Genomic DNA, 13,558 nt, shown 5'->3' with positions numbered 1-13,558 from the left:
AACATTCCGATAGGTCGCTAACGATTAAAAAATTTCAGGCGAGACTCACCTCATATCCCTCCTCCTTGATGACCTCGACCACGGCATCGGCCGCCAGCGCGCTCTGGACCTGAACGGTCTTGGCGCTCAGGTCGATTTGCACTTCGGCCGCCGGGTCCTTGGCCTGGAGCGCCTGGGTGATGGCCTTGACACAGTGGCCGCAGGACATGCCCTGAACATTGAAGGTTTGCATGGGATAACTCCTTGGGATTGAGGTTGCTGCCAGTCTCAAGCTTGCCATCATGGCAAGGTCAAGTTCTGACAAAAACTGCCGGGCTGGCAATCGGCATCGCCCTCAGCCAAGCTGCACACATCAAGGATTTCATACCGGAGGTTCAGCCATGCGCTGGTCAGCGTTCAGCCTGTTTTGCATGCTCGGTTTTTCAGCGGTGGCGCCCCAGGCCTCGGCCGTCGGCGAAGACTATGGCGTGTTGATCATTTCCCGCGAGCGCCTGGAAGTGGCGACTTCCTGCGAAATCGGCATTTATATCCACGATCAGCTCTCGGCTCGATTGTTCCAGGAGCAGAGCACCTCCTTCAACTTGCCGGCGGGCACGATCTCTCTGCGCTTGAAGCTGCTGCCGGGCCAGGCGCCGGGGTGCAACCCGGGCATGCTTGCGCCGGGTTCGCAGGAAATCATCCTCAAGGCCGGCGATATCCTGAAGTTCCGCATCGCCATGAGCGAACAAGGCATGTACCTCAAGCAGGCTGCGCTCGGTTATTAACCCCCTGTATTGAATGAAGGGGTCCAGGGCAAATCTTTTGGATTGGCGCTTGACCTTGCCAGCATGGCAAGGTTGATCCTGTGGTCATTCACTACAGGGAATTTGAGCGATGTCCGAATCCACCACGTTCGATCTGCCGATTACCGGCATGACCTGTGCCAGCTGCGCCGGGCGGGTCGAGCGGGCCTTGAGCAAAGTCACCGGGGCTCGCGCCGTCAGCGTCAACCTGGCAACCGAACAGGCGCGGGTCCAAGCGCCCGAGGGCAGCCTGCCGGCCTTGATGCAAGCTGTCGAACAGGCCGGCTATAGCGTTCCCACTCAAACCCTGGAGTTGAGCATCGAGGGCATGACCTGCGCATCCTGCGTCGGTCGGGTCGAACGCGCCCTGGGCAAAGTCGCCGGGGTGAACAGCGTCAGCGTCAATCTCGCCAACGAGCGAGCCCACCTTGAATTGCTCGGCCAGGTCGATCCGCAAACCCTGATCGATGCGGTCAAGCGCGCCGGCTATGACGCCAATGTCTGGCAAGCCGAGCAGCCCCATGACGCACAAACCAGCCGTCTGAACCGTGAACGCCTGGCCCTGGTGCTGGCAATTTTGCTGGCCATACCCTTGGTGTTGCCGATGCTGTTGCAGCCATTGGGCGTGTACTGGATGTTGCCGGCCTGGGTGCAGTTCGCCCTGGCGACACCGGTGCAGTTCATCTTCGGCGCGCGCTTTTATGTTGCCGCCTTCAAGGCCGTGCGTGCCGGGGCCGGGAATATGGACCTGCTGGTGGCCCTGGGCACCAGCGCCGGCTACGGCTTGAGCGTTTATGAATGGGCCAGCGCCCACCACGGCAGCATGCCGCATCTGTACTTCGAAGCTTCAGCCGTGGTGATTGCCCTGGTCCTGCTGGGCAAGTATCTGGAAAGCCGCGCCAAGCGCCAGACCGCCAGCGCCATCCGCGCCCTCGAAGCCTTGCGGCCGGAGCGGGCGATCCAGGTGATCGATGGCCAGGAACGGGACGTGGCCATCAGCGCCCTGCGCTTGAATGACCTGGTGCTGGTCAAGCCTGGCGAACGTTTCCCGGTGGACGGTGAAGTACTGGAAGGCCAGAGCCATGCCGACGAGGCGCTGATCAGCGGCGAAAGCCTACCGGTGCCCAAGCAGCCCGGCGACAAGGTCACCGGCGGCGCCATCAATGGCGAAGGCCGACTGCTGGTGCGCACGCAAGCCTTGGGCACCGAAACCGTCCTGGCGCGCATCATCCGCCTGGTGGAAGACGCCCAGGCGGCCAAGGCTCCGATTCAGAAACTGGTGGATAAAGTCAGCCAGGTCTTCGTGCCGGTGGTGCTGGTGCTGGCCTTGGCCACGCTGATCGGCTGGTGGTTGTACGGTGCACCGCTGGAAACCGCGCTGATCAACGCCGTTGCCGTGCTAGTGATCGCCTGCCCCTGCGCCCTTGGCCTGGCGACGCCCACGGCGATCATGGCCGGCACGGGTGTGGCCGCGCGCCATGGGATTTTGATCAAGGACGCCGAGGCCTTGGAGCGCGCCCATGAAGTCGATACGGTGGTGTTCGACAAAACAGGCACCCTGACCTCCGGTACGCCGCGCATCGCCCACTTGAGCGCTCTGGAGGGTGAGGAAGACACGCTGCTGAAAATAGCCGGCGCGCTGCAACGCGGCAGCGAACATCCCCTCGCCAAAGCGGTGCTGGACGCCTGCGCCGAGCGCGGTTTGGTCGTGCCGGACATCAGCGACAGCCAATCCCTGGCCGGACGCGGCATTGCCGGCAGCCTCGACGGTCGCCGCCTGGCCTTGGGTAATCGGCGCCTGTTGGACGAATTGGGCCTAGGCCCCGGCTCGCTGGCCGAATCGGCGCAGGCGTGGGAAACCGAAGGCCGAACCCTGTCCTGGCTGATCGATCAAGACGCGACGCCTCGGGTGTTGGGCCTGTTCGCCTTCGGTGACACCCTCAAGCCCGGCGCGCTCGCCGCCGTACAGGCCTTGAATGAACGCCACATCGCCAGTCACTTGCTCACGGGCGACAACCGGGGTAGCGCCCGGGTGGTGGCCGAAGCGCTGGGGATCACCCAGGTCCATGCCGAGGTGCTGCCGGCGGATAAGTCCGCCATCGTCCAGCAGTTGAAAACGCACTCGGTGGTGGCGATGGTCGGCGATGGCATCAACGACGCCCCGGCCCTGGCCGCCGCCGACATCGGCATCGCCATGGGCGGTGGCACCGACGTGGCGATGCACGCCGCAGGGATCACCCTCATGCGTGGCGATCCACGGTTGGTGCCGGCGGCCTTGGACATCAGCCGCAAGACCTACGCCAAGATCCGCCAGAATCTGTTTTGGGCATTCGTCTATAACCTGATCGGCATTCCGTTGGCGGCGTTCGGCTTCCTTAACCCGGTGCTGGCCGGCGCAGCCATGGCGCTGTCGAGCGTCAGCGTGGTGAGTAATGCACTACTGTTGAAATTCTGGACACCCAAGCGGTTGGAGGACAAGCGATGAACATCGGCCAAGCGGCCCGCCAGAGTGGCCTTAGCGCAAAGATGATTCGCTATTACGAATCCATCGGCCTGCTCAAGGCAGCCCATCGCACCGACAGCGGCTACCGGATCTATGGTGCCGAGGACCTGCATACCCTGGCTTTCATCAAGCGCTCCAGGGACCTTGGGTTTTCATTGGAAGAAGTTGGGAAGCTGCTGACGCTTTGGCAGGATCGCCAACGGGCCAGCGCTGACGTCAAGGCTCTGGCTCGGCAGCACATTGATGAGCTGAACCAGAAAATCCGTGAACTGGGTGAACTGCGTGACACTCTTCAGGATCTGGTGGAGCACTGCCATGGTGATCATCGTCCGGATTGTCCGATTCTCAAGGAATTGGCTTCGGGGTGTTGCAAGGAGGCTGTACTCGGCTGACAGAGAGGCTGGTTTTGGGGGCCGTAGCTTGTGTGTATATCCATTTCTGCGGTAACGGCTGCTGGCGGTTCCGCTCTTACAGCGGCTCACTTTTGAGAAGCCTGCGCGGCCCGGCGAAAAGTAAGCAAAACGCTCTTACCCCACCACTCGGTGCCTCGCCTAGGCTCGGGATGCCCACTGCGCAATGCCTGCGTTCGGCCAGCGTGGTTTAACGGGGCGCCTAAGATCAAAAGCCGGGCGAGGCGGCCTGATAGCCGACCTGGTTCAGGTGGAACCGCGTTTCTCCTGTGGGAGCGGGCTTGCTCGCGAAAGCGGAGGGTCAGTTTGTGATGATGTTGGATGTGCCGACGCCTTCGCGAGCAAGCTCGCTCCCACAGGTTTTTTGTGTCGTATGCAGAGGTTGTGACACCCACAATCCCATGTGGGAGCGGGCTTGCTCGCGAAAGCGGAGGGTCAGTTTGTGATGATATTGGATGTGCCGACACCTTCGCGAGCAAGCTCGCTCCCACAGGTTTTTGTGTCGTATGCAGAGGCTGTGACACCCACAATCCCATGTGGGAGCGAGCTTGCTCGCGAAAGCGGTGGTTCAGCCACATAGTTGCTAGAGGTGCCCCGCTTTTGCTTTGCTTTGGATCTTGATCTCGGCGCCCCGTTAACCACGCTGGCCGAACGTAGGCGAGGCACCGAGTGGTGGGGCAAAGCGTTTTTGGTTACTTTTGGCTGGTCCGGCTCCCGGCTCTTCCAAAAGTGACCCGCCGTCAGGGCGGAACCCTAAGTGGCCGTTACCGCAGCAACGGATATACACACCAACCCACACCAATCATTGCATCCAAGGCGGAGGCGGCTCCTCAGCTTTACCAGGAGGAGCATCGTCAGCAGCCCGTACAGCCTGACGACGCTCCTCATCCAAACGAGCCGCCTCGATCTCACGCATGATCCCCCCGACATCCGCCAATTCTTCCGGCTCGTCGAACTCACCCGTCAGCACACTGGCCGGATGCAAGGTGCCCGCTTCATACAGCGCCCACATCTCCTTGGCGTACTTGGTGCGTCTGAGTTCCGGCGCAAACCGGCCGAAGTAGGAGGCCATGTTGCCCACATCCCGCTCCAGCATGCTGAAGGCGTGGTTGTTACCCGCAGCGTCCACGGCCTGCGGCAGATCGATGATCACCGGTCCTGTCGGCGTGAGCAGTACGTTGAACTCCGACAGGTCACCGTGCACCAGACCGGTACACAGCATCAGCACGATCTGGGAAATCAGGAACGCGTGATACTCACGGGCCTGATCCGGCTCCAGCACCACATCGTTCAGGCGCGGCGCCGCATCGCCGTACTCGTCGGCCACCAGTTCCATCAGCAGCACGCCTTCAAGGAAGTCGTACGGCTTGGGCACGCGCACACCCGCGCCAGCCAGGCGGAACAGCGCCGCCACTTCGGCGTTCTGCCAAGCGTCTTCGGTTTCCTTGCGCCCGAACTTCGAGCCCTTGGCCATGGCCCGGGCCTGACGGCTGTTACGAACTTTGCGGCCTTCCTGGTATTCGGCCGCCTGACGAAAACTTCGCTTATTCGCCTCCTTGTAGACCTTGGCGCAACGTAGCTCGTTGCCGCAGCGCACCACATAAACAGCTGCTTCTTTACCACTCATGAGTGGGCGCAGCACCTCGTCGACCAGACCGTCCTCGATCAGGGGTTCAATGCGTTTTGGAGTCTTCATCAGCTTTTATTGTGGGTCCTTTATTACCGAACACGCGAATGACAGTCGTTATACGGCAATCTTTCCTCCACGGGGAGGGGTTGCCGACCTATGAACCTTACGATGCACACAATGTGCCGGATTAAATCGACCGCGCCGAATCATAGCCGAGACCGGGTGTGGCGTTGGCAACTGAATGCGAAGACATTTGCGACAAGGGCTGACAGCAACATCCGCAGCCAATGCTTAGGATTTAAACAACTCCCCCGGGGTGTACCCAAACATTCCCTTGAACGCCGCGATAAACGCGGATGTTGAATCATACCCACAGGACAGCGCCGCGCTGGTCACACTGTCGCCCTGCTCCAACGATCCCAGGGACGACAACAGGCGCACGCGCTGGCGCCAGGCGCGAAAGCTCAGGCCGGTCTCGCGCTGGAACAGGCGCATCAGGGTTTTTTCCGAGGTACCCAAGCGTTCAGCCCAGGCTTGCAGGGTGACGTTCTGGTCGGGCTGTTCGATCAGTTCGTTGCACAGCGTCAGCAAACGCGCATGCCGGGGCAACGGCAGGGAGAACCCCACTTCCGGCAGGGTTGCCAACTGGTCCAGCAGCACCTGAACCAATCGCTCTTCCTGACTGTCGCCCTGGGGATATTCGGCCGGTAGCTGACAGAAAACCTTGATCAACTCCCGCGCCAGCGGCGTGACTTCCAACACCCGGCAACGCTCATCCGCCCATGGACAGGCCTGGCGATGGACATAAAGACTGCGCATTTCCGCCCGGGTGGAGGTCACCACGTGATGCTCCAGGTCGGCCGGGATCCAGATACCCCGTTGGGGCGGGGCGAAGAAGCTGCCCTCGGCGGTGTGAACGCCGAGAACACCGCTGATGGCGTAGGAAAATTGCACCCAGTCATGGCGATGGGCTTGGGTCCAGGATCCGGCGCTCAAGCTTTCGACACGGGCGTAAAGCGGCCTCGGCAATTGCATCAGGTCGGGAATGCGCCTTTCCAGCTGCTGGTGTCCGTTAGTCGGCATTGATTGGCCTTATGTCGCAAGACGGTTGTATGCACCGACGTTAGGCTAAGTCGACTTTTCTTACAACTTGCGGTGCCCTATGCACATCTTCCGACACCTCAAACGCATCGTGACTGACTGGTTTCTCTGCGGCATGTTGCTCGCCACGCTGCTGGCGTACTTCTTTCCGACCTTTGGCGCCAGCGGCGGCGCCATGCACGCCGAGTGGGTCGTCAATATCGGCATCTTCGTGGTGTTTTTCCTGCATGGGGTCAACCTGTCCGGCGAGCAGATTCGCCACGGCCTGAAAAACACTCGGCTGCACCTGATGGTGCAAGGCTTCACCTTTGGCGTGTTTCCGTTGATCTGGTTGCTCTGCAACTGGCTGCTGGGCAGCCATGTGCCGTCGTTGCTGATGCTGGGATTCTTTTACCTGTGCGCTCTGCCCTCGACCATTTCCTCCTCGGTGGCCCTGACCGGCAGCGCTGGCGGCAACGTGCCGGCGGCGATTCTCAACGCGAGCCTGTCGAGTGTGCTGGGGGTGATCCTGACACCGCTGCTGGTCAGCTTCGTGGTCGGCAGCGGCGCCGGTGGCATCGACCTGGGTTCAACCTTGCTCGACCTGTGCATGATGTTGCTGCTGCCGCTGGTGCTGGGGCAGTTCCTGCGGCGTTGGCTGGCGGGTTTTTTCGGGCGGTACAAGCGCTACACCAGCATCATCGACAAACTGGTGATCCTGCTGCTGGTTTACGCAGCGTTCTGCAACTCGATGGTGTCCGGGATCTGGCAGCAGCAAGGCCACGGCGTGCTGCTCAGCGCGGTGATTGGCAGTGCCGTGCTGCTGGCCGTCATCCTGTGGACAACCACCCGCGTTGCTCGGGCCCTGCAATTCAGCAGTGCCGACGAGGTCGCCGCGGTGTTCTGCGCCAGCAAGAAATCCCTCGCCGCCGGGGTGCCAATGGCCGCGTTGATTTTTGGCAATCACCCCGGCCTGGGCCTGATTCTGCTGCCTATCATGATCTATCACCCGCTGCAGTTGATCGTCTGCTCGATCCTGGCCGAGCGTTACTCCAGCCACCATCGAGCCCTGGCCGCGCAACAGAACGAAGCGGTCCTCAACGTTCGATAATCACCGTCACGCCTTGGCCGGCGGCCGCACAGATCGAGATCAGCCCCCGGCCTCGTCCCGCGGCATCCAGCAACTTGGCGAGGTTGGCGACAATGCGCCCGCCCGTGGCGGCAAATGGGTGCCCGGCAGCCAGGGAACTGCCCTTCACGTTCAACCGACTGCGGTCTATGGCGCCCAGCGGCGCGTCGAGCCCCAGGCGGGTCTTGCAGTAGTCAGGGTCTTCCCAGGCTTTCAGCGTGCATAACACCTGGGCGGCGAACGCTTCGTGGATCTCGTAGTAATCGAAGTCCTGCAAGGTCAGGCCGTTGCGCGCCAGCAGTCGCGGCACGGCGTAGACCGGCGCCATCAGCAGCCCCTCGGCGCCATTGACGAAGTCCACCGCCGCCGTTTCACCGTCGCGCAGATAAGCCAGGATCGGCAGGCCACGAGCCTTGGCCCACTCTTCGCTGCCCAGCAACACCAACGAGGCGCCATCGGTCAGTGGCGTGGAATTGCCCGCCGTCATCGTGCCCTTGGCGCTTTTTTCGAAGGCAGGTTTGAGGGACGCGAGTTTTTCCAGGGTCAGGTCTGGGCGCAAGTTGTTGTCCCGGGTCAGGCCGAGGAAAGGCGTCATCAAGTCGTTCTGCCAGCCTTCGGCGTAGGACGCCGCCATTTTCTGATGACTTTCCAGGGCCAACTGATCCTGTTCTTCCCGGGGGACCTGCCAGGTCTGGGCCATCAACTCACAGTGCTGGCCCATGTTCAGGCCGGTGCGCGGCTCGTTGATGCGCGGCAGGTCGGGCACCAGGTGCTGGGGACGCAGTTGCAGGAACGTCTTGATCTTATCGGCGGTGGTCTTGGCGCGGTTGGCTTGCAGCAGAATCCTGCGCAACCCTTCATTGACCGCAATCGGTGCGTCCGAGGTGGTATCAACCCCACCGGCAATGCCGCTGTCGATCTGGCCAAGGGCGATCTTGTTGGCGACCAGCAGCACCGTCTCCAACCCTGTGCCGCAAGCCTGTTGTACGTCGTAAGCCGGCGTCATCGGGGACAGCCGCGAACCGAGCACGCATTCACGGGTCATGTTCATGTCCCGGGAGTGCTTGAGCACCGCGCCGGCAGCCATTTCGCCGATGTGCAGGCCGTGCAGGTTATAGCGTTCGATCAGCCCTTCAAGGGCAGCCGTCAGCATCGCTTGGTTGCTGGCGGTGGCATAGGGCCCGTTGGAACGAGCGAAGGGAATGCGGTTACCGCCGATAATCGCGACGCGGCGTAGCTGTGTCATGAAGAACTCCCTGTGTGTCCGGATGCGCTAATGGTCCTGCGGGAACTCCGCTCCCGCTCAAGCTTAGGCTTTATCTGGCCAATCGAACGACTGATTGCCAATCATGGTCCACACTTGGAACCTCATCAGCCGGAGTGTGTTCCATGTCTGACCGTTATATCGACTTCGCCAATTCAGCCATCGGCCTGCGTCTGGTCGGGGCTTTGGGCCTGCCCTCGCCGGTACGCCTGGAACGCTGGCAGGCCGGGCGGTTGCGGCCAATCGAGGGGGCGTTGCTGCTGGGCGGTGGGCCGCTGACCGAACAGGTTGGCACGTTCGCCAAGCGTCTGACCGATGCCATTTTCGTCTACGGCGGCGAACCGACCCTGGCCACTGAGTGGATTCCCGGCCACGGCCCGAGAATCAAAGCCGTGGTGTACGACGCCAGCCATTTGGTGCAGGCCGATCAGCTCAAGCAGTTGCGGGAATTTTTCCAGCCCCTGATGAAAAACCTCGACCACAGCGCCCATGTCGTCATCCTCGGCCGGGCCCCGGAAAGCCTCGACGATCCTTTTGCCGCCAGTGCCCAACGGGCGCTGGAGGGTTTCAGCCGTTCCCTGGCCAAGGAGTTGCGCCATGGCGGGACGCTGCAACTGCTGTATATCGGCGACGGCGCCGAAACACAGCTGGAAGGCGCGCTGCGGTTTTTCCTGTCGCCCAAGAGCGCCTTCGTTTCCGGGCAGGTGATTCGCCTCAATGCCTGCGACACCCAGGTCCAGGATTGGACCCGCCCGCTCACGGGGCTCAAGGCGCTGGTCACCGGCGCGGCCCGCGGGATTGGTGCCTCCATCGCCGAAACCCTGGCCCGTGACGGCGCCGATGTGATCTTGCTGGACGTCCCGCCGGCCAAGGCCGATCTCGATGCCTTGGCGGCACGTTTGAGTGGCCGCAGCGTCACCCTGGACATCTGCGCCGAAGACGCTGCCGCACAGTTGATCGAGCAGCTGCCCGATGGCGTCGACATCGTGGTGCACAACGCCGGCATCACTCGGGACAAGACCCTCGCCAACATGACCCCGGAGTTCTGGGACGCCGTGCTGGCGGTCAACCTCAACGCACCGCAAGTGCTGACCAAGGCTCTGCTCGACAGCGGCACCCTGCGGGACAATGGCCGGGTGATTCTGCTGGCGTCCATCAGCGGCATTGCCGGCAACCGTGGGCAAACCAACTACGCCGCGAGCAAGGCCGGGTTGATCGGCCTGGCCCAGGCCTGGGCGCCGACGCTGCAGCCACGGGGCATCAGCATCAACGCGGTGGCGCCGGGTTTCATTGAGACCCGCATGACCGCCGACATCCCCTTCGCCCTGCGCGAAGCCGGACGGCGCATGAGTTCCCTGGGCCAGGGTGGCCTGCCCCAGGACGTCGCCGAAGCCGTGGCGTGGCTGGCGCAGCCGGGCACGGGCGCGGTGACCGGGCAGGCGCTGCGGGTGTGTGGGCAAAGCCTTTTGGGAGCATGACCATGACGATCCAATGGCACGAGGTAAGCGCCGCGCCGAACATGTCCGGGCTCTACGCGAAAGCCGCGACACGCCGCAAGGTCACCGGCAAGACCTTGCCCGAGGACGGATTGCGCCAGGTGATACAGGTCGATCCGCAACGCCTGGCGGCCTATTGCAAGGTCTGTGGTTTCAGCGAAAACGGGCTGCTACCGCCGACCTATCCCCACGTACTGGCGTTCGCCCTGCAAATGCAATTGCTCACCGCTCGGGATTTTCCGTTCCCGCTGCTGGGGCTGATCCACTTGAGCAACCGCATCCGCGTGCTGCGGCCCATGGGCGGGGTCAGCCAGGTGCGGGCCGGCGTCAATGTCGAGAACCTGCAAGCCCACCCCAAGGGCGCGGTGTTCAATCTCGTGACCCGCATCGATGATCAACTGGGGCCGTTGTGGGAGGCCGAGAGCCAGATGCTGTGCAGAGGCGTCCAGCTGGACGGCACGCTGGTGGAGGAGCCGCCGCATACCCCGCTGGCATTGACTGAAGTGGCACATTGGACAGCACCGGCGGACATCGGTCGGCAATACGCCAAGGTTTCCGGCGACTACAACCCGATTCACCTGAGCGGTATCAGCGCCCGATTATTCGGCTTCCCCACCGCCATCGCCCACGGCCTGTGGAACAAGGCCAGAACCCTGGCGGCGCTGGACGACCATCTGCCCGAGGCCAACCTCGAGATCGAGGTGACCTTCAAGAAGCCAGTGCGCCTGCCCAGTGAGGTGACCCTGCTGGCCAGTGCGGCGGGGTCCAGTGGAGAGCTGCGGTTGTTGGGAGCCGGGGATCTGGAGCATATGGTGGGGAGCTGGGGGCCGGTGGCCTGAACGATGACAGGGTTTATCCCTGTGGGAGCGAGCTTGCTCGCGAAAGCGATGGGTCAGTTTGCATTGATGTTGGATGTATCGCCGTCATCGCGAGCAAGCTCGCTCCCACATTTGTTCTCGGCTAGGGCTAGCGGGGCGGGTAGTTGGTCAGGATCCGCCCCACCGTCTCACGCACGGCCATGCTACGGTCAGTCGGATTGGGCGAGTTGCTGAGCATTCGCTCGTCACTGCCACGCCACACCAGCTTCCCGTCCTTGCCATCGAGCAAGTCGATCTGCACCGTGGCGACTTTGTAGCTGATATTGCGGGTTTCGTTGTACATCGGGCCGCCCCAATAGCCGTTCCAAGGGCCGCCCCAACCGCCACCGTAATTAGTCGTGACCTGTTGTTGACGATCCTCGACGATCAAATAAGCCTGGACCTGCACATCCCCTCGCCCGCCCGCCGGCGCCTGGCGCAGGCCGCGTTGGTCGAGTTGATCGGCGACGGCCTGACGGATCCGCTGTTCCGTCAGGTCGCTCTTGATCCGCGGATCATCGGGGCGATATTGCAGCGCCGGTTCTTTCCAGCTCCAACTGCGATACGCCGCAAAATCACGGCTGGGGTCGAAGTCATGGTTGACCTGGGTGGAGGCGCAGGCGCTGAGCAGCAGGGCAAAGGCCAGTAGAGCAAGACGGCGAAACATGGTTTTTCTCCGTTGCGTAATCAACTTGGCGGATAAGCCGACATGGCTTTTTCCACCGCTTCGCGAATGGCGTCGGTGCGCTCGCTCTGACTGCCACGCTGGCCGGTCTCGGCACTGGCGCTCCACACCGGCTGACCATTGCGCGCATCGAACAAATTCACCCGAACCACCACGACCTGCTCCTGATACGTGCGCACCATCGGCACCGTGTGATACGCCCCATAGCCAGGCCCGTAACGGTCATAACGGTTATAGCCGCCGTAGTAACCCGTATCGTAGTCATCGCGAACCTGACGCACGCGGGTCTCCAAGCGTAAATCGGCGCTGACGAACAGGTCGGCCGGCCGGTTGTCATGCAGCGGGCGCAGGCCACGCTGATCCAAGGCGTTGCTCACCGCCTCGGCCACCTGGGCCGAGTCCGCCCAGGCAGTGCCCGGTGGCAGTTGCCCGTTGAGCCAGGCCCAACTGCGATAGCGCCCGTAGTCACGGGGCGGTGCGGGGTAGGCGCTACGGTCGAACACCGTGGCGGCTTCGGGTGGCGCCGGTGGCAGCGGATTGGAAGTGGCGACATATGGGTTGCTGCCCTGGCAAGCCGCCAGTCCCAGGCACAGCATCAACAACCCTGAACGACCTTTCATTTCGCTCTCCGGTCACACTGGACGGCAGATCCAGTGCAGATAACGTCCCAACCCGGCAAACGCCGGATGGCGACGGTGGGCCAGTTCCATTTCCAGTAACTGCGCAAGCTCTACGCGAGCCTGGAACTCCACCGGCATGTAGTCATGGAAAACCCGCACGCCACTTTGGCTTTCGACCTGCCACACGCCTTCAAGTTGCGCCGCCAATTCCCGTGGATCAAGGGGTTGTTGCGGCGTCAGGCTCTGTTTTTCACCGGCCATGTCGTTTTTGCGCAACTTACGGAAATGCCCCTTGAGCAGGTTGCGATAGACCAGCGCGTCGCGATTGTAGAACGCCAGGGACAACCAGCCACCGGGGACCGTGAGTTGATGCAGCACTGGCAGGATCGCATGGGGCTCGGCCAGCCATTCCAGCACCGCGTGACACAGCACCAGGTCGTACGGTTCAGTGAGCTGGCCGAGCAGCGCCTGCCACGGCGCCTGGATGAACGTGGCGCTCTGTCCGGCATCGGCGAAACGCTGGCGGGCGCCTTCGAGCATGGGCTCGGCCGGCTCGGCCAAGGTCACCTGGTGACCGCGCTCGGCCAGCCACAACGACATGTGACCCAGGCCGGCGCCGATATCTAGCACGCGTAATGGCCGCTGCGGCAAGCTTTCCAGCAGATCGGCCTGGAGCACCGCCAGGCGGATCGCGCCCTTGGCCCCTCCGTAGATTTTTTCGGCAAACCGGGTGGCGAGCTGATCGAAATGACGGTCGCTCATTGGCCGAACCGCCGCTCACTGTCCGCCAACTTGCTGCGCACCACAGCGTCCATGTCCAGCCCCAGCTCGCTGCACAACAGCAGCAGGTACAAGACGATGTCACCGACCTCCTGCCCGGCGTGAGCCAATTTGTCCGCCGGCAGCTGGCGCGACTGGTCCTCGGTCAGCCACTGGAAAATCTCCACCAGCTCAGCCATCTCCACACTGGCGGCCATGGCGAGGTTTTTCGGGCTGTGGAATTGACGCCAGTCGTTACGGTCACGAATGGCGTGCAGGCGTTCGGTCAGTTCAACAAGGTTCATCGGGCTCTCCTGAATGCGCATAGCTTCCGGGGGATAAC

14 protein-coding genes are annotated in these 13,558 nt (G+C 62.4%); 6 read left to right on the top strand and 8 right to left on the bottom strand.

Annotation, left to right across the window (positions count from 1 at the left end; translation table 11 throughout):
- Window positions 1–34 precede the first annotated feature (34 nt).
- On the bottom strand, window positions 35–232 hold the full coding sequence (locus CD58_RS03265) for a heavy-metal-associated domain-containing protein (RefSeq protein WP_025211646.1): 198 nt from the start codon (window positions 230–232) through the stop codon (window positions 35–37).
- Window positions 233–380: 148 nt separating this feature from the next.
- Between CD58_RS03265 and CD58_RS03260 the strand changes: the two genes are divergently transcribed.
- The 3 genes from CD58_RS03260 (at window position 381) to cueR (ending at window position 3,677) form a co-directional block, all read left to right on the top strand.
- Window positions 381–764, top strand: a complete 384-nt coding sequence (locus CD58_RS03260) for a hypothetical protein (RefSeq protein WP_025211645.1) — start codon at window positions 381–383, stop codon at window positions 762–764.
- Between the two features lie 109 nt (window positions 765–873).
- Window positions 874–3,267: a heavy metal translocating P-type ATPase gene (locus CD58_RS03255; RefSeq protein ID WP_025211644.1), complete on the top strand. Its 2,394-nt coding sequence runs from the start codon at window positions 874–876 to the stop codon at window positions 3,265–3,267.
- On the top strand, window positions 3,264–3,677 hold the full coding sequence (gene cueR, locus CD58_RS03250) for a Cu(I)-responsive transcriptional regulator (protein ID WP_025211643.1): 414 nt from the start codon (window positions 3,264–3,266) through the stop codon (window positions 3,675–3,677). The genes CD58_RS03255 and cueR overlap by 4 nt, the downstream gene beginning before the upstream one ends.
- Window positions 3,678–4,497: 820 nt before the next feature.
- Here cueR and CD58_RS03245 read toward each other — a convergent pair.
- Both CD58_RS03245 and CD58_RS03240 read right to left on the bottom strand, forming a co-directional pair.
- On the bottom strand, window positions 4,498–5,391 hold the full coding sequence (locus CD58_RS03245; RefSeq protein WP_025211642.1) for a PA4780 family RIO1-like protein kinase: 894 nt from the start codon (window positions 5,389–5,391) through the stop codon (window positions 4,498–4,500).
- Window positions 5,392–5,616: 225 nt separating this feature from the next.
- Complete coding sequence (locus CD58_RS03240; protein ID WP_025211641.1) at window positions 5,617–6,408, bottom strand: AraC family transcriptional regulator; 792 nt, start codon at window positions 6,406–6,408, stop codon at window positions 5,617–5,619.
- A 79-nt stretch (window positions 6,409–6,487) separates the two neighbouring features.
- Between CD58_RS03240 and CD58_RS03235 the strand changes: the two genes are divergently transcribed.
- On the top strand, window positions 6,488–7,516 hold the full coding sequence (locus CD58_RS03235; RefSeq protein WP_025211640.1) for a bile acid:sodium symporter family protein: 1,029 nt from the start codon (window positions 6,488–6,490) through the stop codon (window positions 7,514–7,516).
- On the opposite strand, the gene CD58_RS03230 is transcribed toward CD58_RS03235, so the two are convergent.
- On the bottom strand, window positions 7,503–8,780 hold the full coding sequence (locus CD58_RS03230) for an acetyl-CoA C-acetyltransferase (protein ID WP_025211639.1): 1,278 nt from the start codon (window positions 8,778–8,780) through the stop codon (window positions 7,503–7,505). The genes CD58_RS03235 and CD58_RS03230 overlap by 14 nt on opposite strands.
- Before the next feature lie 143 nt (window positions 8,781–8,923).
- On the opposite strand from CD58_RS03230, the gene CD58_RS03225 reads away from it, so the two are divergent.
- A complete protein-coding gene (locus tag CD58_RS03225) occupies window positions 8,924–10,276 on the top strand; it encodes a 3-oxoacyl-ACP reductase (RefSeq protein ID WP_025211638.1) in 1,353 nt (450 codons plus the stop codon).
- 2 nt (window positions 10,277–10,278) lie between these two features.
- Window positions 10,279–11,133: a MaoC family dehydratase gene (locus CD58_RS03220; RefSeq protein WP_025211637.1), complete on the top strand. Its 855-nt coding sequence runs from the start codon at window positions 10,279–10,281 to the stop codon at window positions 11,131–11,133.
- Between the two features lie 127 nt (window positions 11,134–11,260).
- Here the strand turns inward: CD58_RS03220 and CD58_RS03215 are convergent, their stop codons facing one another.
- The 4 genes from CD58_RS03215 to CD58_RS03200 are packed head-to-tail and all read right to left on the bottom strand — an operon-like array spanning window position 11,261 to window position 13,520.
- Entirely contained in the window at window positions 11,261–11,818 is a 558-nt protein-coding gene (locus CD58_RS03215; RefSeq protein WP_025211636.1) for a DUF4136 domain-containing protein, read from the bottom strand.
- Window positions 11,819–11,838: 20 nt separating this feature from the next.
- The gene (locus CD58_RS03210; protein WP_025211635.1) at window positions 11,839–12,456 is read right to left on the bottom strand and encodes a DUF4136 domain-containing protein; all 618 of its coding nucleotides are present in this window, start codon (window positions 12,454–12,456) and stop codon (window positions 11,839–11,841) included.
- 12 nt (window positions 12,457–12,468) lie between these two features.
- Window positions 12,469–13,218, bottom strand: coding sequence for a methyltransferase (locus CD58_RS03205; protein WP_025211634.1), 750 nt, complete (start codon window positions 13,216–13,218; stop codon window positions 12,469–12,471).
- Entirely contained in the window at window positions 13,215–13,520 is a 306-nt protein-coding gene (locus CD58_RS03200) for a MazG-like family protein (RefSeq protein WP_003186192.1), read from the bottom strand. The genes CD58_RS03205 and CD58_RS03200 overlap by 4 nt, the downstream gene beginning before the upstream one ends.
- Window positions 13,521–13,558 lie beyond the last annotated feature (38 nt).

The organism is Pseudomonas brassicacearum (assembly GCF_000585995.1).
GTDB lineage: Bacteria > Pseudomonadota > Gammaproteobacteria > Pseudomonadales > Pseudomonadaceae > Aquipseudomonas > Aquipseudomonas brassicacearum_A.
The sequence above is the reverse complement of the archived record's forward strand: the minus strand, read 5'-3'. Positions and strand labels throughout refer to the sequence as shown.

What these genes read in the sequence shown, in the direction of transcription:
- cueR (WP_025211643.1), top strand. Translation starts at nt 3,264, where the DNA reads ATGAACATCGGCCAAGCGGCCCGCCAGAGTGGCCTTAGCGCAAAGATG.
- CD58_RS03245 (WP_025211642.1), bottom strand. Translation starts at nt 5,391, where the DNA reads ATGAAGACTCCAAAACGCATTGAACCCCTGATCGAGGACGGTCTGGTC.
- CD58_RS03255 (WP_025211644.1), top strand. Translation starts at nt 874, where the DNA reads ATGTCCGAATCCACCACGTTCGATCTGCCGATTACCGGCATGACCTGT.
- CD58_RS03260 (WP_025211645.1), top strand. Translation starts at nt 381, where the DNA reads ATGCGCTGGTCAGCGTTCAGCCTGTTTTGCATGCTCGGTTTTTCAGCG.
- CD58_RS03265 (WP_025211646.1), bottom strand. Translation starts at nt 232, where the DNA reads ATGCAAACCTTCAATGTTCAGGGCATGTCCTGCGGCCACTGTGTCAAG.
- CD58_RS03200 (WP_003186192.1), bottom strand. Translation starts at nt 13,520, where the DNA reads ATGAACCTTGTTGAACTGACCGAACGCCTGCACGCCATTCGTGACCGT.
- CD58_RS03230 (WP_025211639.1), bottom strand. Translation starts at nt 8,780, where the DNA reads ATGACACAGCTACGCCGCGTCGCGATTATCGGCGGTAACCGCATTCCC.
- CD58_RS03210 (WP_025211635.1), bottom strand. Translation starts at nt 12,456, where the DNA reads ATGAAAGGTCGTTCAGGGTTGTTGATGCTGTGCCTGGGACTGGCGGCT.
- CD58_RS03215 (WP_025211636.1), bottom strand. Translation starts at nt 11,818, where the DNA reads ATGTTTCGCCGTCTTGCTCTACTGGCCTTTGCCCTGCTGCTCAGCGCC.
- CD58_RS03205 (WP_025211634.1), bottom strand. Translation starts at nt 13,218, where the DNA reads ATGAGCGACCGTCATTTCGATCAGCTCGCCACCCGGTTTGCCGAAAAA.
- CD58_RS03235 (WP_025211640.1), top strand. Translation starts at nt 6,488, where the DNA reads ATGCACATCTTCCGACACCTCAAACGCATCGTGACTGACTGGTTTCTC.
- CD58_RS03225 (WP_025211638.1), top strand. Translation starts at nt 8,924, where the DNA reads ATGTCTGACCGTTATATCGACTTCGCCAATTCAGCCATCGGCCTGCGT.
- CD58_RS03220 (WP_025211637.1), top strand. Translation starts at nt 10,279, where the DNA reads ATGACGATCCAATGGCACGAGGTAAGCGCCGCGCCGAACATGTCCGGG.
- CD58_RS03240 (WP_025211641.1), bottom strand. Translation starts at nt 6,408, where the DNA reads ATGCCGACTAACGGACACCAGCAGCTGGAAAGGCGCATTCCCGACCTG.